At 59.7% G+C, this 20,045-nt stretch carries 20 protein-coding genes; 14 read left to right on the top strand and 6 right to left on the bottom strand.

Going from position 1 to position 20,045, the window contains the following annotated elements; translation table 11 throughout:
- The first annotated feature begins 78 nt into the window (after window positions 1-78).
- Both pyrE and CFU_RS21465 read left to right on the top strand, forming a co-directional pair.
- A complete protein-coding gene (pyrE, locus tag CFU_RS21470; protein WP_014008100.1) occupies window positions 79-744 on the top strand; it encodes an orotate phosphoribosyltransferase in 666 nt (221 codons plus the stop codon).
- Window positions 745-840: 96 nt separating this feature from the next.
- Window positions 841-1,452 carry a DUF4124 domain-containing protein gene (locus CFU_RS21465; protein WP_050808677.1) on the top strand — a complete coding sequence of 204 codons (612 nt, stop codon included), beginning with the start codon at window positions 841-843 and terminating at the stop codon, window positions 1,450-1,452.
- 53 nt (window positions 1,453-1,505) lie between these two features.
- On the opposite strand, the gene gatB is transcribed toward CFU_RS21465, so the two are convergent.
- The 4 genes from gatB to gatC all read right to left on the bottom strand — a co-directional run bounded on the left by gatB (window position 1,506) and on the right by gatC (window position 5,369).
- Entirely contained in the window at window positions 1,506-2,966 is a 1,461-nt protein-coding gene (gatB, locus tag CFU_RS21460; protein ID WP_014008098.1) for an Asp-tRNA(Asn)/Glu-tRNA(Gln) amidotransferase subunit GatB, read from the bottom strand.
- Window positions 2,967-2,976: 10 nt separating this feature from the next.
- The gene (locus tag CFU_RS21455) at window positions 2,977-3,510 is read right to left on the bottom strand and encodes a hypothetical protein (protein WP_014008097.1); all 534 of its coding nucleotides are present in this window, start codon (window positions 3,508-3,510) and stop codon (window positions 2,977-2,979) included.
- Window positions 3,511-3,528: 18 nt separating this feature from the next.
- Complete coding sequence (gatA, locus tag CFU_RS21450) at window positions 3,529-4,995, bottom strand: Asp-tRNA(Asn)/Glu-tRNA(Gln) amidotransferase subunit GatA (protein WP_014008096.1); 1,467 nt, start codon at window positions 4,993-4,995, stop codon at window positions 3,529-3,531.
- Between the two features lie 71 nt (window positions 4,996-5,066).
- Window positions 5,067-5,369: an Asp-tRNA(Asn)/Glu-tRNA(Gln) amidotransferase subunit GatC gene (gene gatC, locus CFU_RS21445; protein ID WP_014008095.1), complete on the bottom strand. Its 303-nt coding sequence runs from the start codon at window positions 5,367-5,369 to the stop codon at window positions 5,067-5,069.
- Between the two features lie 246 nt (window positions 5,370-5,615).
- Here gatC and CFU_RS21440 point away from each other — a divergent pair, with 246 nt between their 5' ends.
- From CFU_RS21440 to CFU_RS21385, 11 genes are all read left to right on the top strand, one after another.
- Window positions 5,616-6,659, top strand: a complete 1,044-nt coding sequence (locus CFU_RS21440) for a rod shape-determining protein (protein WP_041742639.1) — start codon at window positions 5,616-5,618, stop codon at window positions 6,657-6,659.
- Between the two features lie 191 nt (window positions 6,660-6,850).
- Window positions 6,851-7,861 (top strand): rod shape-determining protein MreC, encoded by a 1,011-nt coding sequence (mreC, locus tag CFU_RS21430; RefSeq protein ID WP_014008093.1) that lies wholly within the window; start codon window positions 6,851-6,853, stop codon window positions 7,859-7,861.
- Window positions 7,858-8,370: a rod shape-determining protein MreD gene (gene mreD / locus CFU_RS21425; RefSeq protein ID WP_014008092.1), complete on the top strand. Its 513-nt coding sequence runs from the start codon at window positions 7,858-7,860 to the stop codon at window positions 8,368-8,370. The genes mreC and mreD overlap by 4 nt, the downstream gene beginning before the upstream one ends.
- Before the next feature lie 8 nt (window positions 8,371-8,378).
- Window positions 8,379-10,388 carry a penicillin-binding protein 2 gene (mrdA, locus tag CFU_RS21420; RefSeq protein WP_014008091.1) on the top strand — a complete coding sequence of 670 codons (2,010 nt, stop codon included), beginning with the start codon at window positions 8,379-8,381 and terminating at the stop codon, window positions 10,386-10,388.
- Between the two features lie 8 nt (window positions 10,389-10,396).
- Complete coding sequence (gene rodA / locus CFU_RS21415; protein WP_014008090.1) at window positions 10,397-11,509, top strand: rod shape-determining protein RodA; 1,113 nt, start codon at window positions 10,397-10,399, stop codon at window positions 11,507-11,509.
- 82 nt (window positions 11,510-11,591) lie between these two features.
- Complete coding sequence (locus CFU_RS21410; protein ID WP_014008089.1) at window positions 11,592-12,665, top strand: septal ring lytic transglycosylase RlpA family protein; 1,074 nt, start codon at window positions 11,592-11,594, stop codon at window positions 12,663-12,665.
- Window positions 12,666-12,860: 195 nt separating this feature from the next.
- Window positions 12,861-13,706 carry a phosphonate ABC transporter ATP-binding protein gene (gene phnC / locus CFU_RS21405; protein ID WP_050808773.1) on the top strand — a complete coding sequence of 282 codons (846 nt, stop codon included), beginning with the start codon at window positions 12,861-12,863 and terminating at the stop codon, window positions 13,704-13,706.
- A 76-nt stretch (window positions 13,707-13,782) separates the two neighbouring features.
- The gene (phnD, locus tag CFU_RS21400; protein WP_041742635.1) at window positions 13,783-14,757 is read left to right on the top strand and encodes a phosphonate ABC transporter substrate-binding protein; all 975 of its coding nucleotides are present in this window, start codon (window positions 13,783-13,785) and stop codon (window positions 14,755-14,757) included.
- Between the two features lie 39 nt (window positions 14,758-14,796).
- Entirely contained in the window at window positions 14,797-15,576 is a 780-nt protein-coding gene (phnE, locus tag CFU_RS21395) for a phosphonate ABC transporter, permease protein PhnE (RefSeq protein WP_148264909.1), read from the top strand.
- A 141-nt stretch (window positions 15,577-15,717) separates the two neighbouring features.
- Entirely contained in the window at window positions 15,718-16,206 is a 489-nt protein-coding gene (locus CFU_RS21390; RefSeq protein ID WP_014008085.1) for a GNAT family N-acetyltransferase, read from the top strand.
- Between the two features lie 55 nt (window positions 16,207-16,261).
- Window positions 16,262-17,113 carry a D-hexose-6-phosphate mutarotase gene (locus tag CFU_RS21385; protein ID WP_190275192.1) on the top strand — a complete coding sequence of 284 codons (852 nt, stop codon included), beginning with the start codon at window positions 16,262-16,264 and terminating at the stop codon, window positions 17,111-17,113.
- A gap of 7 nt (window positions 17,114-17,120) precedes the next feature.
- On the opposite strand, the gene fmt is transcribed toward CFU_RS21385, so the two are convergent.
- The gene (gene fmt / locus CFU_RS21380; protein WP_041742633.1) at window positions 17,121-18,074 is read right to left on the bottom strand and encodes a methionyl-tRNA formyltransferase; all 954 of its coding nucleotides are present in this window, start codon (window positions 18,072-18,074) and stop codon (window positions 17,121-17,123) included.
- Between the two features lie 119 nt (window positions 18,075-18,193).
- Complete coding sequence (gene def, locus CFU_RS21375; RefSeq protein WP_014008082.1) at window positions 18,194-18,724, bottom strand: peptide deformylase; 531 nt, start codon at window positions 18,722-18,724, stop codon at window positions 18,194-18,196.
- A gap of 183 nt (window positions 18,725-18,907) precedes the next feature.
- Between def and CFU_RS21370 the strand changes: the two genes are divergently transcribed.
- Window positions 18,908-19,972 carry a LysM peptidoglycan-binding domain-containing protein gene (locus CFU_RS21370; RefSeq protein ID WP_014008081.1) on the top strand — a complete coding sequence of 355 codons (1,065 nt, stop codon included), beginning with the start codon at window positions 18,908-18,910 and terminating at the stop codon, window positions 19,970-19,972.
- Window positions 19,973-20,045: the final 73 nt, after the last annotated feature.

Genomic DNA, 20,045 nt, shown 5'->3' with positions numbered 1-20,045 from the left:
TTTAAAATGGCGGTCTGGTGTCGCTAATGTGCTGTAACAGCGACAAAATTTGTCAGCCTCAACCGTCTGGAGTGCATTTTGAACAATTTACGTCAACAATTTATAGAATTTGCGGTCAAGGCTGGGGTATTGAAATTCGGCGAGTTTGTGACCAAGGCAGGGCGCACTTCCCCCTATTTCTTCAATGCGGGCATGTTCAACGAGGGCGCAGCGCTGGGTCAGCTGGCACAGTTTTATGCACACACCCTGATCGACTCGGGTTTGCAGTTTGACATGTTGTTCGGGCCGGCCTACAAGGGCATCACGCTGGCCTCGGCGACTGCGGTAGCGCTGGCGGCGCAAGGGCGCAATGTGCAGTTCGCCTACAACCGCAAGGAAGCCAAGGATCACGGCGAGGGCGGCAACATCGTCGGCGGCCCGCTGAAGGGCCGGGTGCTGATCATCGACGATGTGATTTCGGCCGGCACCTCGGTGCGCGAATCGGTGGAGATGATCCGCGCCGCCGGCGCCACGCCTTGTGCGGTGGTGATCGCGCTGGACCGGATGGAGAAATCCGGCAAGGACGATGCGCTGTCGGCCAACTCCGCGGTGGAAGAGGTGACGCAAGCGTACGGCATGCCGGTGATTTCGATCGGCAACCTGAACGACTTGCTGGAATATATTTCCGGCGCCGGCGCCGACGCTGAATTGAACCGCTACCAGGCAGCAGTGGCGGCTTACCGGGAGCGTTACGGCGTAGCTTGACGACAGCCCAGTCGTTCGCGCCGGAATGCAAATTTTAACGTGTAGCTGTCGTGGATGACGGGAATGAATCGGATTGCTCTAACTCTTGTACGGGGTGTGTTTTTCAGTACGGCAGGTTTGCTGCCGCTGCTTGCACACGGCCAGATTTATACCTGCAAGGATGCGGCAGGCCGTACCATCACCGGCGATCATCCGATGCCGGAATGTGCCAACAGCAAGGTGCTGGAGCTGAGCAAGGCCGGCGTGGTCAAGCGCGAAATCCCGGCGCCGCTGACGGCCGAGCAAAAGCGCCAGCAGCAGGCGCTGGACGACAAGCGCCGGTTTGAGCTGGCGGCGGAAGAGCAGCGGCGCCAGCAGGACCGCGCGCTGCTGTCGCGTTACCGCAGCGAAGCCGACATCGAGGCTTCGCGCCGCTATTATCTGTCGTTGTCGCAGGACCTGATCAAGCGCGACCAGGTGGCAATCGACGACGCCCAGAACCAGCTGAAAACCGCCAATACCGAAGCCGAGTTCTACAAACACCGGAAAACCTTGCCGATGTCGCTGCGCAACAAGATCGACGACGCCAATCGCGACATCGCCTACAACCAGAAAAACATGGCGGACCACCAGGCCGAGCTGACCCATATCAACGGCAAGTTCGACGAGACGCGGAAACACTACAGGGAATTGGTGGGTGCGATGCCGGAGGCGCAGGCTTCGCGCTAGGCAGGAAGATGATGAAACAATAGCGGCTGGCGCTGACGCCAGCCGCTATTTTTTTAAGCAGTCAGTTTCTGCTTCAGCAGCTCGGTCAGCTGCGCAGGATCGGCTTTGCCCTTGGTGGCTTTCATGGCCTGGCCGATCAGGGCGTTAAACGCCTTTTCCTTGCCGGCGCGGAATTCCTCGACTGACTTGGCGTTCGCCGCCAGCACTTCATCGATGATTTTTTCCAGCGCGCCGCTATCGGAAATCTGCCTTAGATCCTTGCTTTCGATAATCTCGTCAGCCAGGTTTTCCTGTGCGGATTTGGCTTCCCACATGGCGCCGAATACTTCCTTGGCGATCTTGTTGGAGATCGTGCCGTCGGCGATGCGTTGCAGCAGCAGCGCCAGCTGTACCGCACTGACAGGGGCATCGGCCACGTCGACGTTTTCCCGGTTCAGCGCCGAAGACAGGTCGCCCATGAGCCAGTTGGCGGCGGGTTTGGCTTGCTCCTTGCCGGCTTTCACCGTCACTGCTTCGAAGTAGCCGGCCATCGCTTTCGATTGAGTCAGCACCGCGGCATCGTATTCCGACAGGCCGAAATCGCGCACGAAACGCTCGCGCATCGCGCCTGGCAGTTCCGGCATGGTGGCGCGCACACGTTCAACCCATTCGGCGCCGATCACCAGCGGCGGCAGGTCGGGGTCCGGGAAATAGCGGTAATCCTGGGAATCTTCCTTGCTGCGCATCGAACGGGTTTCTTTCTTGTCCGGATCGTAGAGGCGGGTTTCCTGCACCACTTTGCCGCCGTCTTCGATCACTTCGATCTGGCGCCGCACTTCGTAGTTGATCGCCTCTTCCAGGAAACGGAAGGAGTTCAGGTTCTTGATTTCGCTGCGGGTGCCGTAAGCGGCCTGGCCGACCGGCCGCACCGAAACGTTGGCGTCGCAGCGGAACGAGCCTTCCTGCATGTTGCCGTCGCAAATCCCCAGCCACATCACCAGCGAATGCAAGGCCTTGGCGTAGGCTACCGCTTCGGCGGCGCTGCGCATGTCGGGCTCGGTGACGATTTCCAGCAGCGGCGTGCCGGCGCGGTTGAGGTCGATGCCGCTCATGCCTTGGTAGTCTTCGTGCAGCGATTTGCCGGCGTCCTCTTCCAGATGGGCGCGCGTCAGCTGCACCGTCCTGAGTTCGCTCTTGCCGTCTTTTTCCAGGACGAAGGAAACCTTGCCGCCCTGGACTACCGGGATTTCAAACTGGCTGATCTGGTAGCCCTTCGGCAGGTCGGGATAGAAATAGTTTTTGCGGGCAAAGATCGATTGCGGCGCGATCGTCGCGTTCACCGCCAGGCCGAACTGGATCGCGCGCTCCACCGCGCCGCGGTTGAGCACCGGCAGCACGCCAGGCAGCGCCAGGTCGACCGGGCTGGCCTGGGTGTTGGCGGCGGCGCCGAACTGGGTCGACGAGCCGCTGAAGATTTTTGACTTGGTCGAGAGTTGCGTATGTGTTTCCAGACCGATCACGACTTCCCACTGCATAATGATTTCCTTATTTATCTTGGTAACTGCATTCACCGGTTTTCAAGTCCACCGATAGTTCCGTAAAATTCGCTCTTGAACCGCACAGCGCCGGGCAGCTCGGTATCACATGCAACCTGTCGCCGTCGCGCTGCAGGCGGATGCTGCAATTCATGCCGTGATCGTAAAAATCGTAGCCGCGTTGCCGGCGCGCGGCGGCCGGATCTTTCAAGGTGATGCGCCAGTTGTCCTTGCCGCCATCCTGCCGGACTTCGGCCTGCGGGCCGTCGCCAGTGTCGATGCTGCATTCGAAACCGTGGGTCGGCCTGTACAGCGCCGATTCCCAGCGCAATGCTTCGATGCGGTCGCCGTCCAGCTTGAATTCCCCGGTGTCGCCGTAGATCACTTTTTCACCATCCGCTTCGCGCGTCAGGTTGCAGCCGAATTTGGTCTGCAATTGCTGGGCCTGGATTGCCGGCGTCGACAGCGCGGCGCTCAAGACGAACAATGCCGATGCCGCCAGCCTGGCGCGGCGACTCTGAAAAAAAAGCAGGATCGATGACATGGATTGGGCGATCGCTTTTTACTCAGGGCTGCGCAAATGCCAGTCGGTCACGCGCTGGTACTGGTGCGCGACGTTGAGCAGCCTGGCTTCCTCATAATAATTGCCGATGATCTGCAGCCCGACCGGGCGCCGCGCATTCTTTTCACCCTGGCCGAAACCGCAGGGTATCGACATGCCCGGCAGGCCGGCCAGGCTGGTCGACAGCGTGTAGATGTCGGCCAGGTAGTTGGCGACCGGATCGTCCGCCTTGGCGCCCAGGTCCCAGGCCACGGTCGGCGATACCGGCCCCATGATGACATCGCACTTGCGGTCGGGGCCGGTCAGCGCGTTCTGGAAATCCTGGGCGATCAGGCGGCGGATTTTCTGCGCCTGCAGGTAGTAGGCGTCGTAATAACCGTGCGACAGCACGTAGGCGCCGACCAGGATGCGGCGCTTCACTTCTTCGCCGAAACCTTCCGCGCGCGACTTCTTGTACATGTCGGCCAGGTCCTTGTAGTCGGCGGCGCGGTGGCCGTAGCGGACGCCGTCGAAGCGGCTCAGGTTGGACGATGCTTCGGCCGGCGCGATCACGTAGTAGACCGGGATCGACAGCTCGGTTTTCGGCAGCGAAATGTCGACCAGCGTGGCGCCCAGTTTTTCATATTCCTGCAGCGCTGCGCGCACTGCCTGTTCGACATCGGCTGACAGGCCGCTGCTGAAATATTCGCGCGGAATGCCGATGCGCAGGCCCTTCAGGTCCTGTTCCAGGCCGGCGCTGAAATCTTCTTTCTTGCGTTCCAGGCTGGTCGAATCGCGCGGATCGAAACCGGTCATGGCGTTCAGCAGAAGGGCGCAATCTTCCGCGGTCTGCGCGATCGGGCCGGCCTGGTCCAGTGAGGAAGCGAAGGCGATCATGCCGAAGCGCGAGACGCTGCCGTAGGTCGGCTTGATGCCGGTCACGCCGCACAATGAGGCTGGCTGGCGGATCGAACCGCCGGTGTCGGTGGCGGTGGCGGCCGGCGTCAGGCGCGCGGCGACGGCGGCGGCTGAGCCGCCGGAGGAACCGCCCGGAATCGCAGTCTTGTCCCACGGATTCTTGACCGGGCCGAAATGCGAATTTTCATTGGACGAACCCATGGCGAATTCATCGCAGTTCAGTTTGCCCAGAGTCACCATGCCGGCATTGTTGAAGTGTTCCACCACGCTGGCGTCGAACGGGCTGGTGTAGTTTTCCAGCATTTTCGAACCGGCGGTGGCGCGCCATCCGCGCGTCACGAAAATGTCCTTGTGGGCGATAGGCACGCCGGTCAGCGGCGTACTGTCGTTTTGCGCCAGGCGCAAGTCGGCGGCGCGCGCCTGTTGCAGCGTCAATTCCTGGTCGACATGCAGGAATGCATTCAGGTCGCTTTGCCCGATCCTGGCCAGGTACAGTTGCGCCAGTTCCTCGGCCGAGATCTTCTTTTCGTGCAGCAGCAGCGACAGTTGCTTGAGTGTTTTGGTATGCATGAGTACTTTTAAATATTAACTTTGCGGGACGACAAAGGCTTACAGCGAACGCAGCCCGGCGTATTTGATGATTATTCGATGACCTTCGGCACCAGGTACAGGCCGTCTTCGGTCGCCGGCGCCACTTTCTGGTACTCCTCGCGATGATTCGATTCGGTCACCACGTCGTCGCGCAAGCGCAGCGACAAATCCTGCTGCAGCGCTGCAATCGGGTGGCTCAACGGCTCGATGCCGGTGGTGTCTACCGCGCGCATCTGCTCGACCAGCGAGAAAATGCCGTTCAGTTTGTCGAGCGTGGAAGCGGCCTGGTCTTCGGTGAGTTCGAGGCGTGCCAGATTGGCAATGCGCTTAACGTCGGAAAGGGCTAATGACATGATTTTCGATTTTTGAGTGCGCACTTAGGCGCATGTGGTTAAAATAGAAACACCTTGCTTGTCGATAACTTCTCAGATTTTTGTAAAAAGCAAGCATTTTGAGCGCTATACGCCCTAATTTGAGTCAAATTATAAGGTAGAATGTTGCGTCCATGCGGCAGGTAATCGATCTTTACCATGCGCCGGATACTAGACACCCCCCTAAAAAACGTTTGAGCGCACCATTGTTGCGCATTGGAACAATTCATGTTTGGATTTTTACGCAGTTACTTTTCGAATGACCTGGCGATTGACCTGGGTACCGCGAATACGCTGATTTATGTACGCGATCAAGGTATTGTCCTGGATGAGCCATCGGTTGTTGCAATTCGCCAGCAAGGCGGCCCTAACGGCAAGAAGACCATTCAAGCCGTCGGGCGGGAAGCAAAACAGATGCTGGGCAAGGTCCCCGGCAACATCGAAGCGATCCGGCCTATGAAAGACGGCGTGATCGCCGACTTTACCGTCACCGAGCAGATGCTCAAGCAGTTCATCCGCATGGTGCACGACACCAAGCTGTTCAAACCATCGCCGCGCATCATCATCTGCGTGCCTTGCGGTTCGACCCAGGTTGAGCGCCGCGCGATCCGCGAATCGGCGCTGGGCGCCGGCGCATCGCAGGTGTTCCTGATCGAAGAACCGATGGCGGCGGCAATCGGCGCCGGCCTGCCGGTGTCGGACGCTACCGGTTCGATGGTGGTCGATATCGGCGGCGGCACTACCGAAGTCGGCATCATCTCGCTCGGCGGCATGGTCTACAAAGGTTCGGTGCGGGTCGGTGGCGACAAGTTCGACGAAGCCATCGTCAACTACATCCGCCGCAACTACGGCATGCTGATCGGCGAACAGACCGCCGAGGCAATCAAGAAAGAAATCGGTTCCGCCTTCCCGGGTTCGGAAGTGCGCGAAATGGAAGTCAAGGGACGCAACTTGTCGGAAGGCATCCCGCGTTCGTTCACCATCTCCAGCAATGAAATCCTGGAAGCCCTGACCGATCCGCTCAACAACATTGTTTCCGCCGTCAAGAACGCGCTGGAACAGACCCCGCCGGAACTGGGCGCGGACATCGCCGAGAAGGGCATGATGCTGACCGGCGGCGGCGCCTTGCTGCGCGACCTCGATCGCCTACTGATGGAAGAAACCGGCTTGCCGGTGATCGTCGCCGAAGACCCGCTGACCTGCGTGGTGCGCGGTTCCGGCATGGCGCTGGAGCGGATGGACAAGCTGGGCTCGATCTTTTCCTACGAGTAATCCAGACTGATGCGACGCTTGCCCAACCTCATAAGCTTGCTCTTGAGGCCGGGCAGCGGCAACCGGGTCGGTGCATTGATGCATGCGACCCGCTTTCGTATCTACGGCGTGAACACGGACCTGAGCGCCAACATGAGCGCGAATGTGCTTGTACCGCCAGCCACTGACCAAACCGAATCTGTCCATTACTGATGGAATACAGCCCACCACCCCTCTTCAAGCAAGGCGCTTCGGCCCGCGCCAAGGCGGTGATATGCACGCTGCTGGCGCTGGCGCTGCTGATTGCCGATTCGCGCATCCATGCCTTGCTGCTGCTGCGGCAGGCGGTCGGCACTGCGCTTTATCCCCTGCAGATGGTGGCCCTGATGCCGCGCGACGCCGCCAACCGGGTGGTCGATTATTTTTCGTCGCTGTCGACGGTGGAAAAAGAAAACCAGGCCCTGCGCAGCCAGCAAGGCGAACGCGCGCAGCAATTGCAGCAGGCGCAGCAGCTGGCTTCTGAAAATGCCCAGCTGCGTAAATTGCTCGGAGTTGAGCAACGGCTGCCGGTGAAATCGGTGATGAGTGAAATCCTGTACGACGCGCGCGACCAGTTTGCCCGCAAGGTGATCATGGACCGCGGTTCGCAGCAAGGCGTGGCCACCGGCCAGCCGGTGATCGACGACGCCGGCATCGTCGGCCAGGTGACGCGCGTATTCCCCTTTACCTCCGAGGTCACGCTGCTGACCGACAAGGACCAGGCGATCCCGGTGCAGGTGCTGCGCAACGGCTTGCGCAGCGTGGCTTACGGACGAGGCCAGTCGGGCTACCTGGACTTGCGTTTCATGTCTTCCAACGCCGATATCCAGAAGGGCGACCTGCTGGTGACGTCCGGCATCGACGGCGTCTATCCCGCCGGCCTGTCGGTAGCCAAGGTAGTGCAGGTCGAAAGCAAATCGGCCGACGCCTTTGCGCATATCGTCTGCGAACCGGTGGCCGGCATCGACAGGCACACTCAGCTGCTGATCCTGCTGGTGGATCCCAATCCCGTAGCGCGTCCGGACGATGAAGCCGCCATTCCCAACAGCAAGGCCGACATACTGAGCAAACGGCGGTTGACCGAAAGCACCCGCGATAAAACGCGAGAAGCCGCGAAAGAAGCCGGGAAAGAAAGCAATCCCGAAGCCGCTCGCAAAAATCCGCAAGGAGCCGGCGTCCGATGATGCGTCCTCATTACATCCTGTTGCCGGCCAACCCGCTGTTCATCGCGATGACGCTGCTGCTGGCATTCCTGCTCAACCTGCTGCCCTGGGGTCAATGGCCGGGCGTGCCCGATTTCGTAGCCCTGGTGCTGGTGTTCTGGAGCATCCACCAGCCGCGCAAGATCGGCATCGGCATCGCTTTCTGCATGGGCCTGCTGATGGATGTGCATGAAGCTACCTTGCTCGGCCAGAATGCGCTGGCGTACACGCTGCTTTCTTATTTTGCCATCATGATCCACCGCCGCGTGCTGTGGTTCTCGGTCAGCGTGCAAGCGCTGCACGTATTGCCTCTGATGCTGCTGACGCAGCTGATACAGCTGGTGATACGGATGTCGGTCAGCGGCAAGTTTCCGGGCTGGCTGTATTTCGCCGAGAGCTTCGTTTGCGTGGCGCTGTGGCCGGTGGTGGTGTGGCTGCTGCTGGCGCCGCAGCGGCGCGCGGTCGATCGCGATGACAATCGTCCCATCTAGCCGCGTTCATGACTGAATTCAAAAACACCGAACACGAATTGCGCAAGTTCCGCTTGCGCATTACGGCGGCCGTGGCTTTTGTGCTGATCTGTTTCGGCCTGCTCGGCGCGCGTTTTATCTGGCTGCAGGTAGTGCGCCACGATGCCTACGCAGCGCAGGCCGAGGACAACCGGATCTCGCTGGTGCCGGTGGTGCCGAACCGCGGCCTGATCATGGACCGCAACGGCGTCATCCTGGCGCGCAATTATTCTGCCTACACATTGGAAATCACCCGTTCCAAAATCAAGGGCGATCTCGAAAGCGTGATTGACGACCTGGCGCAGATAGTCAACATCACGCCGAAAGACCGGCGCCGCTTCAAGAAGATGCTGGAAGATTCCAAGAGTTTTGCCAGCCTGCCGATCCGCACCCGCCTGAGCGACGAAGAAGTGGCGCGCTTCACCGCCCAGCGTTATCGCTTCCCCGGCATAGATGTGCAGGCGCGCCTGTTCCGCCAGTATCCGCTGGGCGAAGTGGCGGCCCACGTGATCGGCTATATCGGCCGCATCAACCAGAAGGACGCCGACCGCATCGATGACAGCGAAGATGCCGCCAACTATAAAGGCACCAGCTACATCGGCAAGGACGGCCTGGAAAAGAGCTACGAGCAGCAGCTGCACGGCAACACCGGCTACGAAGAAATCGAGATCGCCGCCAGCGGCCGCGCGGTGCGCAGCATGTCGCACGTGTCGGCGACGCCGGGCAACAACCTGATCCTGTCGATCGATATCGAACTGCAGAAGGTGGCGGAGGAAGCGTTCGGCGATCGGCGCGGCGCGCTGGTGGCGATCGAACCGTCCACCGGCGACGTGCTGGCGTATGTCTCGCAGCCGTCGTTCGACCCCAACCTGTTTGTTGAAGGCATCGACCAGCAAAGCTGGGACGAACTGAACAATTCGCCCGATCATCCGTTGATCAATCGCCCGATGAGCGGCACTTATGCGCCGGGGTCTACCTACAAGCCATTCATGGCGCTGGCGGCGCTGGAGCTGGGCAAACGCACCACGTCTTTCGCTATCAACGATATCGGCTATTTCATGCTGGGCGGGCACCAGTTCCGCGACGACAAGGTAGGCGGCCACGGACGGGTAGACATGTACAAGTCGATCGTTGAATCTTGCGATACCTATTACTACATGCTGGCCAACGACCTGGGACCGGACACCATCCACGATTTCATGAAACCGTTCGGTTTCGGTCAGTTGACCGGCATCGACCTGGAGCACGAGCAGCGCGGAATCTTGCCGTCGACTGACTGGAAGCGTAAATACTACAAACGGGTGGCAGCGCAGAAGTGGGTTGGCGGCGACACGATTTCACTTGGCATCGGCCAGGGCTTTAATGCTTTCACGCCGCTGCAGATGGCGCATGCGGTAGCGACCTTGGTCAATGACGGGGTGGTGATGAAACCGCATTTGGTCAAGATCATCGAAGACGGCGCAACGCGCACGCGAACGCAAACCGTGCCGAAGGAAAGTTACCGGATTCCGCTGAAGCAGGAAAATATCGATTTCATCAAGAAGGCGATGGTGGGTGTAACGCACGAAGGTACAGGGCGAGCGATATTTGCCGGCGCCGGTTATGAGTCGGGCGGCAAGACCGGGACCGCCCAGGTTTTAGGCATCAAACAAGGCGAGAAATACGACAAGCGGCACAATAACACGCGCCTGGCCGACAATGCCTGGTATACCGCGTTCGCACCTGCCGACAAGCCGCGCATCGCGATTGCGGTGATTGTCGAAAACGGTGGCTTCGGCGCTGCCGCCGCGGCACCGATCGTGCGCAAGGCATTGGATTTCTACATGCTGGGCAAGCGTCCGGGGGACAGCGGCAAGGCGGCGTCGCCGGCACCCGCAGCAGCGCCGGTGTCGGAGGAAGACGATGCCGTGCCGGCACAGCGGGAAAATCAAACCAGGGCTACCGAGAGCACCGAAGACGCCTATAAGCCGGGTGAAGAAACCCCGGGTAATCGCGAGTAACTGGAACCATGAACCTGACCGATAGGCATGCCGTCTGGCAAAACATCAAATCGCATATTGCGGTGTTTGACGGCGCCCTGTCGCTGATCATGTTTTTGATATTGTCGGTCGGTATCATCACCCTGTATTCGGCCGGAATCGATTTTCCGGGAAGAGTTGAAGACCAGTTGCGTAATATCCTGGTAGCGTTTGTCATCATGTGGATTGCCGCCAATGTTTCGCCGCAGACCCTGATGCGGTTTGCGATACCGGCCTATGCACTGGGCGTGTCGCTGCTGATTGCGGTAGCGGTGTTCGGGATAGTAAAAAAAGGTTCGCGGCGCTGGATAAACATCGGCATGGTGATCCAGCCTTCGGAAATCATGAAAATCGCGATGCCATTGATGCTGGCCTGGTATTTCCAGAAGCGCGAAGGCATGATCTCCTGGCGCGATTACGTGGTGGCGGCATTGCTGCTGGCATTGCCGGTCGGCTTGATCATCAGGCAGCCGGACCTCGGCACCGGCACCCTGGTGCTGGCCGCAGGCTTCTACGTGATCTTCCTGGCCGGCCTGTCGTGGCGCGTGCTGATCGGCCTCGCGGTGGCGGCCGGCGCCAGCTTGCCGGTGCTGTGGTCGGTGCTGCACGATTACCAGCGGCAGCGGGTGATGATGCTGATCGATCCCACCTCGGATCCGCTCGGCAAAGGTTTCCATATCATCCAGTCAACCATTGCAGTCGGTTCCGGCGGCGTGCTTGGCAAGGGCTGGCTGAAAGGCACGCAAGCGCATCTGGAATTCATTCCGGAACGCACCACCGATTTCATTTTTGCGGTATTTTCTGAAGAATTCGGCCTGATCGGCAACTGCGTCCTGCTGTTCCTGTACATGTTGCTGATCGGGCGCGGCATGATGATCGCGGTCAACGCGCCGACCATGTTCACACGCTTGCTGGCCGGCTCCATCACCTTGATTTTCTTTACTTATGCATTCGTTAACATGGGCATGGTCAGTGGCATTTTGCCGGTAGTTGGCGTACCTTTGCCATTCATGAGTTATGGCGGCACCGCGCTGGTCACCCTGGGGCTGGGCGCCGGCATATTGATGAGCATCCAGCGCCATCGCAAGCTGATCCAGACTTGAGCGCGGTTGAACTTGTGCGGCTGAAACCGGGTCCATTGATGCAATTATTATTTGTTTTCAATCTCTATCTTCAGGGGAGTGCATGCTAGGGCGCCGCTATACCGTTGTTACCTATTCCAGCGCCTTGCTGCTGTCGCTGATCCTGGCCGGCTGCGGCACTTCGCCGAAAACGTCGTCGGTCCCGGCCACGCCGGCCAAATCGGGCGCCGGCAACATCGCCGGCCGCAACCAGCCCGCGCTGCCGCCTGCCGGCTCCGGCCGCGGCGGCTATTACAAGGATGACGGCCCGGGCGACGCCGTTCCCGAAGGGCTGCTGGACACCCCGGACGCCATTCCGGTAGTCGAGCCCTATTCGCGTACCGGCAACAAGCCTTATGTCGTGTTTGGCAAGACCTACACGCCGATGACTGACGACCAGCCGTTCAAGCAGCGCGGCACCGGCAGCTGGTACGGCAAGAAATTCCATAAGCAAAAGACATCTTCCGGCGAACTGTACGACATGTACAAGATGACAGCCGCCCATCCCACCTTGCCCATCCCTTCTTATGCCAAGGTGACCAACCTGAAAACCGGCGCGCAGGTGATCGTGCGGGTCAACGACAGGGGGCCGTTCCACTCCAGCCGCATCATCGACCTGTCCTATACGGCGGCGCTGAAGCTCGGTTACCTGAACAGCGGCAGCAGCCAGCTCGAGGTCGAGCGCCTGCTGCCGGCCGACATCGTCGCACTGAACAAGCAGCGCGGCAGCAACCCGGCGCCGAAGGCTGCGGCATTGCTGGCGCCGGCTGCGGCCGAGCCCGTCAGGGATAATACGGCGCCTGCTGTGGTGACGACCGAATCGGTGGACATGCCGGTGCTGACGACGCAACCGCTGCTGCTCAGCGAGGCGTCGCCGGCGCCTGCGCCCAGCAATAGCTCACTGGCCGCCGGGTACTACCTGCAGTTCGGCGCCTACACGCAGCAAGCCAATGCCGACGGCGCGCGCTCCCGCCTGATGCAGGAGTTGTCCGGCGTCGTGACTTCGCTCGACAGCGTGGCGGTGAACGGCATGTATCGTTTATATGCCGGACCGTACACCAGCCGCGCGGACGCCGACAGCGCCCTGCAACAGATCCGGCAGCGCTCCGGCGCTACGGCGATTGTCGTGCAGCGTTAGCAGAACCACCACATCTTCCTTCCTGTCGTTGCATGGCAACGCATCTCTCACGGTACGGCTGCTTGAGCCTGGAAAGGCCCTGACCATGCTGCCGGCCGTGGTTTCCTGTAACCGAATGGTCACAGGAATTTCATACGCCTGACATATTTGACCGCAATACTTCCGCCATTCAAAAGAGCAATGGCGGTACATATCATGGTTGAAATCAAAGGTTTGTCAAAGACGTTCCGCGGCGGCTTTCGCGCCCTCGACAACGTCAGCCTGCGCTTCGCGCAAGGCGAGATGGTGGCCTTGATCGGCGCATCGGGCTCCGGGAAATCGACTCTTTTGCGGCATATTTCAGGATTGATGGCTGCAGATAACAGCGGCGGCACGATCTCCATCGATGGCCAGTCAGTACAGAAGGATGGCCTGGTCGACCGCAACATCCGCGCAGTGCGCGCCAACGTCGGTTTCGTTTTCCAGCAATTCAACCTGGTGGGCCGGCTGCCTGTGCTGACCAATGTATTGACCGGCGGCCTGTCGCGCATGCCGCTCTGGCGCAGCTGCTTCAAACTGTTTAGCGCGGAAGAAAAAGCGCTGGGCCTGGAAGCGCTGGCGCGCGTTGGCATTTCCGACCACGCCTATAAACGTGCCTCGGCATTGTCCGGCGGCCAGCAGCAACGCGCTGCGATTGCCCGCACTATCGTGCAAAAGGCGCGCGTGGTGCTGGCCGACGAACCGATTGCCTCGCTCGATCCGGAGTCGGCGCGGCGCGTGATGCAAACGCTGGCCGACGTTAACCAGCGCGATGGCAGCACGGTCCTGGTGTCGCTGCACCAGGTCGATGTCGCCTTGCGTTTTTGTCCGCGCACGGTGGCCTTGCACAAAGGACGCGTCGTCTACGACGGCCCTTCCAGCGCCCTGACCGAGCCAATGCTGCGCGAACTGTACGGCAGCGAAGCAGAAGACATCCTGGGCGGTTCCAATACCTTGACCCGTCCCGCTGTCGCTGTGCCTACGCCCTTCGATGGCGTACCGGCGCTGGCGGTCGCAGCCTGAAGCTCAGCTTACAACATAGCTTGTAATACATGTCTCGCAATTGAATATCACCTCTTCCATTCAGGAGTTCCAAATCATGTTTGCAAAATTATTTTCCGGCGCCGCAATCACCATGGCGATGCTGGCAGCCGCGGCCGCCCATGCCGACGACGTCAAGGTGCTGAATTTCGGCATCATCTCGACCGAATCGTCGAAAAACCTGAAGCAGGACTGGCAGCCGGTGCTGGATGAGTTGAGCAAGCGCACCGGCATCAAGGTCAACGGTTTCTTTGCTTCCGATTACGCCGGCATCATCGAAGGCATGCGTTTCGGCAAGGTGCAAATGGGCTGGTTCGGCAACAAGTCGGCGATGGAAGCGGTTGACCGCGCCAGCGGCGAAGTGTTCGCGCATGTGGTCAATCCGGATGGCAGCGCCGGCTACTACAGCCTGGTGGGTGTGCAAAAAGACAGCCCGAACAAGAGCATCGAAGACATCCTGAAAAACGCCAAGGGGCTGACCTTCGGCATCGGCGACCCGAACTCGACTTCCGGTTTCCTAGTGCCTAGTTATTACATTTTTGCAAAAAACAATGTCGATTCGAAGACAGCGTTCAAGGTGATCCGCACTTCCAATCACGAAGCCAATATCCTGGCGGTCGCCAACAAGCAGATCGATGCCGCCGTGTTTGCTTCAGACACCATGGCCCGCATCGAAGAGCGCCAGCCGGCAATCGCCAAGGAAGTTCGGATCGTCTGGAAATCGCCGCTGATCGCAGCCGACCCGCTGGTGTGGCGTAAAGACTTGCCGGCCGACGTCAAAGCCAAGATCAAGGATTTTTTCGTCAACTACGGCAAGACAGGCCCTAACGCGGCACAGGAAAAAGTGCAGCTGGCCAAGCTGGAATACAGCGGCTTTGAAGAGTCCAGCGATGCGCAGCTGAATCCTATCCGCCAGCTGGAACTGTTCAAGCAAAAGGGCAAGCTGGAAGCCGACGCCAACCTGAGCGCCGACGACAAGAAAGCCAAGCTGGACGATATCAACCGCAAATTGTCCGACCTGGCCAAATCCTAAGCAATGACAAGTCCTGCATCTAGTCCCACATCTCTGAAAATGCAAACCGCGTTCCCTGCGCCGCCCAAGCAATCGATAGGCCGCACCCTGTTCTGGGGCGTGCTGCTGGCGGTCCTGATCGCTTCCTGGCGCGGGGCCGACATGCGGCCGCTGGAACTGCTGCGCGACGGCGGCAACATGGGCACGTACGCCGCCAGTTTTTTCCCGCCCGATTTCCACGACTGGCGCGCCTACCTGCAGGAACTGATCGTGACCATACAGATCGCGGTCTGGGGTACGGCGCTGGCGGTAGTGTGCGCAGTGCCTTGCGGTTTGCTGGCGTCGTCCAATATCGCCCCGGCCTGGGTCAACCAGCCGGTGCGGCGCTTGATGGATGCGGCGCGCGCCATCAATGAAATGGTGTTTGCCATGCTGTTCGTGGTGGCGGTCGGCCTGGGGCCGTTTGCCGGCGTGCTGGCCCTGTTTGTGGCGACCACCGGCACGCTGTCCAAGCTGTTTTCGGAAGCGGTCGAAGCCATCGATCCGCAGCCGGTCGAAGGGATACGCGCCACCGGCGCCAACGCCCTGGAAGAAATCGTCTACGGCGTATTGCCGCAAGTGATGCCGCTATGGATTTCCTATGTGCTGTACCGCTTCGAAGCCAACGTGCGTTCGGCGACGGTGGTCGGCATGGTCGGCGCCGGCGGTATCGGCGTGATCTTGTGGGAGGTGATCCGCAGCTTCGAATATGGCCAGACTTGCGCCGTGCTGATCATGATCGTGCTGGCGGTCAGCGCGATCGACCTGGTGTCGTCGCGTTTGCGCAAATTGTTTATTTAAATATTTCGTTTCTGTTTTTGCATCAATGGATGGCGCGCCGCTTGCGATTTTCCGCAAGCCGGTCGCGCCATTTTTTCTCTGCGCGGAATTTTCGGTATAGTTCTTGTACTCACGAATAATTCCGACACGGAGCAAAGAGCAATGACTTCCACCGTTTCCGATCGTCCTTTGCCGCAGGTCACGGTGCGCCAGGCCACGCCTGGCGACGCCGAGACCTTGGTGGCGCTGCTGGCCGAGATGGATGATCAGCCTACCCGCGCCACGCTGGATGCCGAAGGCGCGCGCCAGATCATGGCCAGGATGGCTGCCTATCCGTACTTCCGGGCTTTCCTGGTATTTGCCGACGGGGTGGCGGTCGGCAGCTTCAGCCTGCTGGTTTTCTGCAGCCTGACCCATGAAGGCAGCGAGCAGGCAGTGATGGATGCGGTCGTCATCAGCCGCGCCTGCCGCGGCCAGGGCATAGGCAGCCTGATGCTCGATCATGCGGTGCGCATCGCCGGCGAGGCCGGCTGCTACAAGATTGCATTGTCGTCCAACCTGAAACGCATGGACGCGCATCGCTTCTATGAACACTTTGGCTTCACGCAGCACGGGATCAGCCTGGCCGTTCCGGTTTCCAAATCCATATGACGGTAAACTTCTGCATAATGTTGATGGGGCGCGACCAGCGACGGGAGGGATGATTGTGCTAAATCCGAAAAACCTGCAAGAAACCAATGATTTCATCATCGCCATCGCCGCCGACGGCGCGCGGGTGGAGGTGGCGCTGCACGGCGGTCATGTCTGTTCCTGGCGCGGACCGGACGGCGTCGAGCGTCTGTTCATGAGTCCGCTCAATTCATGGCGCAGCGACGCTGCAATCCGCGGCGGCATCCCGGTGATTTTCCCGCAGTTCGCCAGCGAAGGGCCGTTGCCGAAACACGGTTTTGCCCGCCTTAGCGCATGGGCCTTGCTGGAGTCCTCGCGCCAAGTAGATGGCAGCGGCTTGATCTGCCTCGGCCTGACCGATTCGGAACAGACCCGGCAGGTATTCCCGCATGCATTCGCGCTTGAATTGCGCATCACATTTTCCGGCCAGAGCCTGAACACCGAGCTGGTGGTGAAAAATACCGGCAGCCAGCCTTTCGAATTCACCTGCGCCTTGCATACCTACCTGAATGCGCAGGTTGCCGAAGCTGCCTTGTACGGCCTCAAAGGCTATCGCTACCGCGACTCGGTCGACGACCGCAGCATCAAGGTTGCAGAGGAAGAGGTACTGCATATCACTGAGGAAGTTGACCGGGTTTATTTTGCGGTCGACAAGCCGATTACGCTAAGCAGTCACAAGCAAAGCGTGATCGCTACCCAGTCTGGGTTTGCCGATGCGGTGGTGTGGAATCCTTGGGAAAACGGCTGCGCAAAAATTGCCGACCTGAAGCTGGACTCTTACCAGCAGTTTGTCTGCATCGAGGCCGCCGCAGTCGAGCATCCGCTCCAGCTGGCGCCGAACGCCAGCTGGAGCGGTTCTCAAAACCTGGAATGCGTGCTGGCGGCCTGATCGGCGTTTAGTTGAATCTGCCGCCCTGCATCGGGAAAGCTTTCAGGAACTCAGCCGCCGGCAAGCGTTTGCCGCCCGGCTTTTGCAATTCGGTAATGCGCAATGCACCGCTGCCACAGGCGACGATCACGCCATCTTGCGGATCGGCGCTGATGACGGTCCCGGCGGCATGCTTGCCGTCGGCGGCAATCACTTGTGCCTGCCACAACTTCAGGGTGACCCCGGCGAACACGGCGGCAGCGGCCGGGAACGGATTGAACGCGCGTATCTTGCGTTCCAGGACTTCAGCCGGCAGCGAGAAATCGAGAGCCGCTTCTTCCTTGCTGATCTTGGCGGCATAGGTCACGCCCTGCTCCGGCTGCGGCGTAGCAGGCAAGACATTCTGCTCCAGCCGGCGCAGCGCTTCGACAATCAAGTCGCCGCCGAGTTTTGCCATCTTGTCATGCAGCGTGCCGGTAGTGTCGCTGGCGCCGATCGTCATTTTCTCGATCAGCAGCATTGCACCCGTATCCAGTCCCTGGTCCATTTGCATGATGGTGATGCCGGTTTCGCTGTCGCCGGCTTCGATCGCCCGGTGGATAGGCGCCGCGCCGCGCCAGCGCGGCAGCAGCGAACCGTGGATGTTGAGGCAGCCGCGCGGCGGGATGTCCAGCACGCTGGACGGGAGGATCAGGCCGTAGGCGGCCACCACCATGATGTCGTGCGGCGTGGCTTGCAGCAGCGCATGGGCTTCTCTGGCGACGTCCGGGTACTTGCCGTCCAGCCGCAGCGATACCGGCTGCGCTACCGCTATCTGATGGTCCAGCGCAAACTGCTTGACCGGCGATGCATGCAGCTGCATGCCGCGGCCGGCGGGACGGTCGGGCTGGGTCAGCACCAGCGGGACCTGATGGCCGGCGTCGTGCAAGGCCTTGAGCGCCACCGCGGCGAATTCAGGGGTTCCGGCGAAGATGATTTTCATGAGGGCGATAGTACAGGAGGCTAATGCGGGAGGCCAATGCGGAAGGCCAAAATAGTTACGGGACAAAAAGCAGGAAACGGGTTCCTTGCCATTTGTCCCGCAATATATAAAAAGGTTGCCTATCTTGTAGCGTATTGCTTGTCGCGCTTCAGCTCGCGTTCTTCCTTGAGCATCTTGGCCTTGATCCGGTTGCGCTTCAAAGGCGACAGGTATTCAACAAAAACCTTGCCCATCAAGTGATCCATCTCATGCTGGATGCACACCGCCAGCAAGCCATCGGCATCGACCTCAAACGGCTTGCCGTCGGCATCCAGGGCGCGCACCTTGATTCGTGCCGGACGTTCGACGCCATCGTAGACGCCGGGCACCGACAGGCAGCCTTCATCGTAGATCTGCTTTTCTTCGCTGGCCCAGAGGATTTCCGGATTGATGAAAACCCGCAGGTCGGTGCCGGTATCGGACGTGTCGATCACCACCAGTTGTTCGTGGACGTCGACTTGCGAAGCAGCCAGCCCGACGCCGGGCGCTTCGTACATGGTTTCGGCCATGTCGGCGATCAATTTTTTGAGCCGGGTGTCAAAAACTGTCACAGGCTTGGCAATTTTGTGCAAACGGACGTCAGGATAACGCAGGATATTTAATAAGGACATACAGGTTTGCGTAACAATTTAGGCGGTTTGGAAAGGGTTTTCTCTTGCTAGTTCAATCGATTATGGGCAAAATTTGATTCACTATGGCAAGTTTTTTGCTTTGCCGATCAAAGCCGCGGCGACGAAACGAGGGTATAAGCGCCAAGTAAGCGCCAATTTAACGCAGTATCCACCGGAAACAATATGAAAAAGTTTAGCACAGCTGCACTCCTTCTTGCTTTAAGTGCCGGATTTGGCGGCATGGCCCATGCCCAAGCGGTCAAGACCATGCGTTGTGAATTCTTGCCCAATGCCCCGGACCAGCACGTTGTGGTGCGTGGCGATACGCTGTGGGGAATCTCCGGGCAGTTCCTGCAACATCCATGGTGCTGGCCGCAAGTATGGGGCCTGAACCAGGACCAGATCCGCAATCCGCACTGGATTTATCCAGGCCAGATCGTCTATTTCGACCGCGTCAACGGCCGCCTGCGCCTCGGCAAATCGGCCGGCGAACCGGGCGTTGTCAAATTGTCGCCGCAAACGCGCGTGCAAGGCATAGGCCGCGATGCGATCACCGCCATTTCCACCGACGCCATCGGCCCGTTCCTGTCGCAGCCGCTGATCGTCGAAGACGACGAGTTGAAGAATTCGCCACATATCGTGGCGGTCCAGGACGGCCACCTGAATCTCGGCAAGGGCGACAAAGCCTATGTCCGCGGCGACCTGGCTGACGCCAGCGCGTTCCAGGTATTCCGTCCCGGCAATCCGCTCAAGGATCCGGACACCGGCAAGGTCATCGCCAATGAAGCGCTGTACCTGGGCACCCTGAAGCTGGAGCGCAGGGGCAAGACTGCCGACGAAGCGGCGACATTCAGCGTGATCGACACCAAGGAAGAAATGCAGGTCGGCGACCGCATCATCCCGCGCCCGGTTGAGCCGATCCTGAACTATGTGCCGCATGCGCCGGCCACCGAAGTCAATGCTCGCGTGGTCTCGGTCTATGGCGGCGTGGCTACCGCGGCGCAGAACCAGATCCTCAGCATCAACCGCGGCAAGGCTGACAATATCGATATCGGCACCGTGTTGCAGCTGTACCGTTTCGGCAAAACCGTCAAGGATCCTGCCGATCACAACAAGAAGGTCAAGCTGCCGGATGAACAATACGGTACCCTGTTCATTTTCCGTGTCTTCAACCATATTTCCTATGGCCTGATCATGGAAGTCCAGAACACGGTCGATATCGGCGATATCGCCAGGTCGCCGGAATAAAGGTCTTTACTGCTGTTGACAACGATAAACGACGATAAGCTTCATGACGGCGGCGGCGGTGCAGACCGCCGCC

The organism is Collimonas fungivorans Ter331 (genome assembly GCF_000221045.1).
GTDB lineage: Bacteria > Pseudomonadota > Gammaproteobacteria > Burkholderiales > Burkholderiaceae_D > Collimonas > Collimonas fungivorans_A.
Note: the sequence above shows the minus strand (reverse complement) of the source record. Positions and strands in the feature narration are given on the sequence as shown.

What these genes read in the sequence shown, in the direction of transcription:
- gatB (WP_014008098.1), bottom strand. Translation starts at nt 2,966, where the DNA reads ATGCAGTGGGAAGTCGTGATCGGTCTGGAAACACATACGCAACTCTCG.
- CFU_RS21455 (WP_014008097.1), bottom strand. Translation starts at nt 3,510, where the DNA reads ATGTCATCGATCCTGCTTTTTTTTCAGAGTCGCCGCGCCAGGCTGGCG.
- gatA (WP_014008096.1), bottom strand. Translation starts at nt 4,995, where the DNA reads ATGCATACCAAAACACTCAAGCAACTGTCGCTGCTGCTGCACGAAAAG.
- gatC (WP_014008095.1), bottom strand. Translation starts at nt 5,369, where the DNA reads ATGTCATTAGCCCTTTCCGACGTTAAGCGCATTGCCAATCTGGCACGC.
- CFU_RS21440 (WP_041742639.1), top strand. Translation starts at nt 5,616, where the DNA reads ATGTTTGGATTTTTACGCAGTTACTTTTCGAATGACCTGGCGATTGAC.
- mreC (WP_014008093.1), top strand. Translation starts at nt 6,851, where the DNA reads ATGGAATACAGCCCACCACCCCTCTTCAAGCAAGGCGCTTCGGCCCGC.
- mreD (WP_014008092.1), top strand. Translation starts at nt 7,858, where the DNA reads ATGATGCGTCCTCATTACATCCTGTTGCCGGCCAACCCGCTGTTCATC.
- mrdA (WP_014008091.1), top strand. Translation starts at nt 8,379, where the DNA reads ATGACTGAATTCAAAAACACCGAACACGAATTGCGCAAGTTCCGCTTG.
- rodA (WP_014008090.1), top strand. Translation starts at nt 10,397, where the DNA reads ATGAACCTGACCGATAGGCATGCCGTCTGGCAAAACATCAAATCGCAT.
- CFU_RS21410 (WP_014008089.1), top strand. Translation starts at nt 11,592, where the DNA reads ATGCTAGGGCGCCGCTATACCGTTGTTACCTATTCCAGCGCCTTGCTG.
- phnC (WP_050808773.1), top strand. Translation starts at nt 12,861, where the DNA reads ATGGTTGAAATCAAAGGTTTGTCAAAGACGTTCCGCGGCGGCTTTCGC.
- phnD (WP_041742635.1), top strand. Translation starts at nt 13,783, where the DNA reads ATGTTTGCAAAATTATTTTCCGGCGCCGCAATCACCATGGCGATGCTG.
- phnE (WP_148264909.1), top strand. Translation starts at nt 14,797, where the DNA reads ATGCAAACCGCGTTCCCTGCGCCGCCCAAGCAATCGATAGGCCGCACC.
- CFU_RS21390 (WP_014008085.1), top strand. Translation starts at nt 15,718, where the DNA reads ATGACTTCCACCGTTTCCGATCGTCCTTTGCCGCAGGTCACGGTGCGC.
- fmt (WP_041742633.1), bottom strand. Translation starts at nt 18,074, where the DNA reads ATGAAAATCATCTTCGCCGGAACCCCTGAATTCGCCGCGGTGGCGCTC.
- def (WP_014008082.1), bottom strand. Translation starts at nt 18,724, where the DNA reads ATGTCCTTATTAAATATCCTGCGTTATCCTGACGTCCGTTTGCACAAA.
- CFU_RS21370 (WP_014008081.1), top strand. Translation starts at nt 18,908, where the DNA reads ATGAAAAAGTTTAGCACAGCTGCACTCCTTCTTGCTTTAAGTGCCGGA.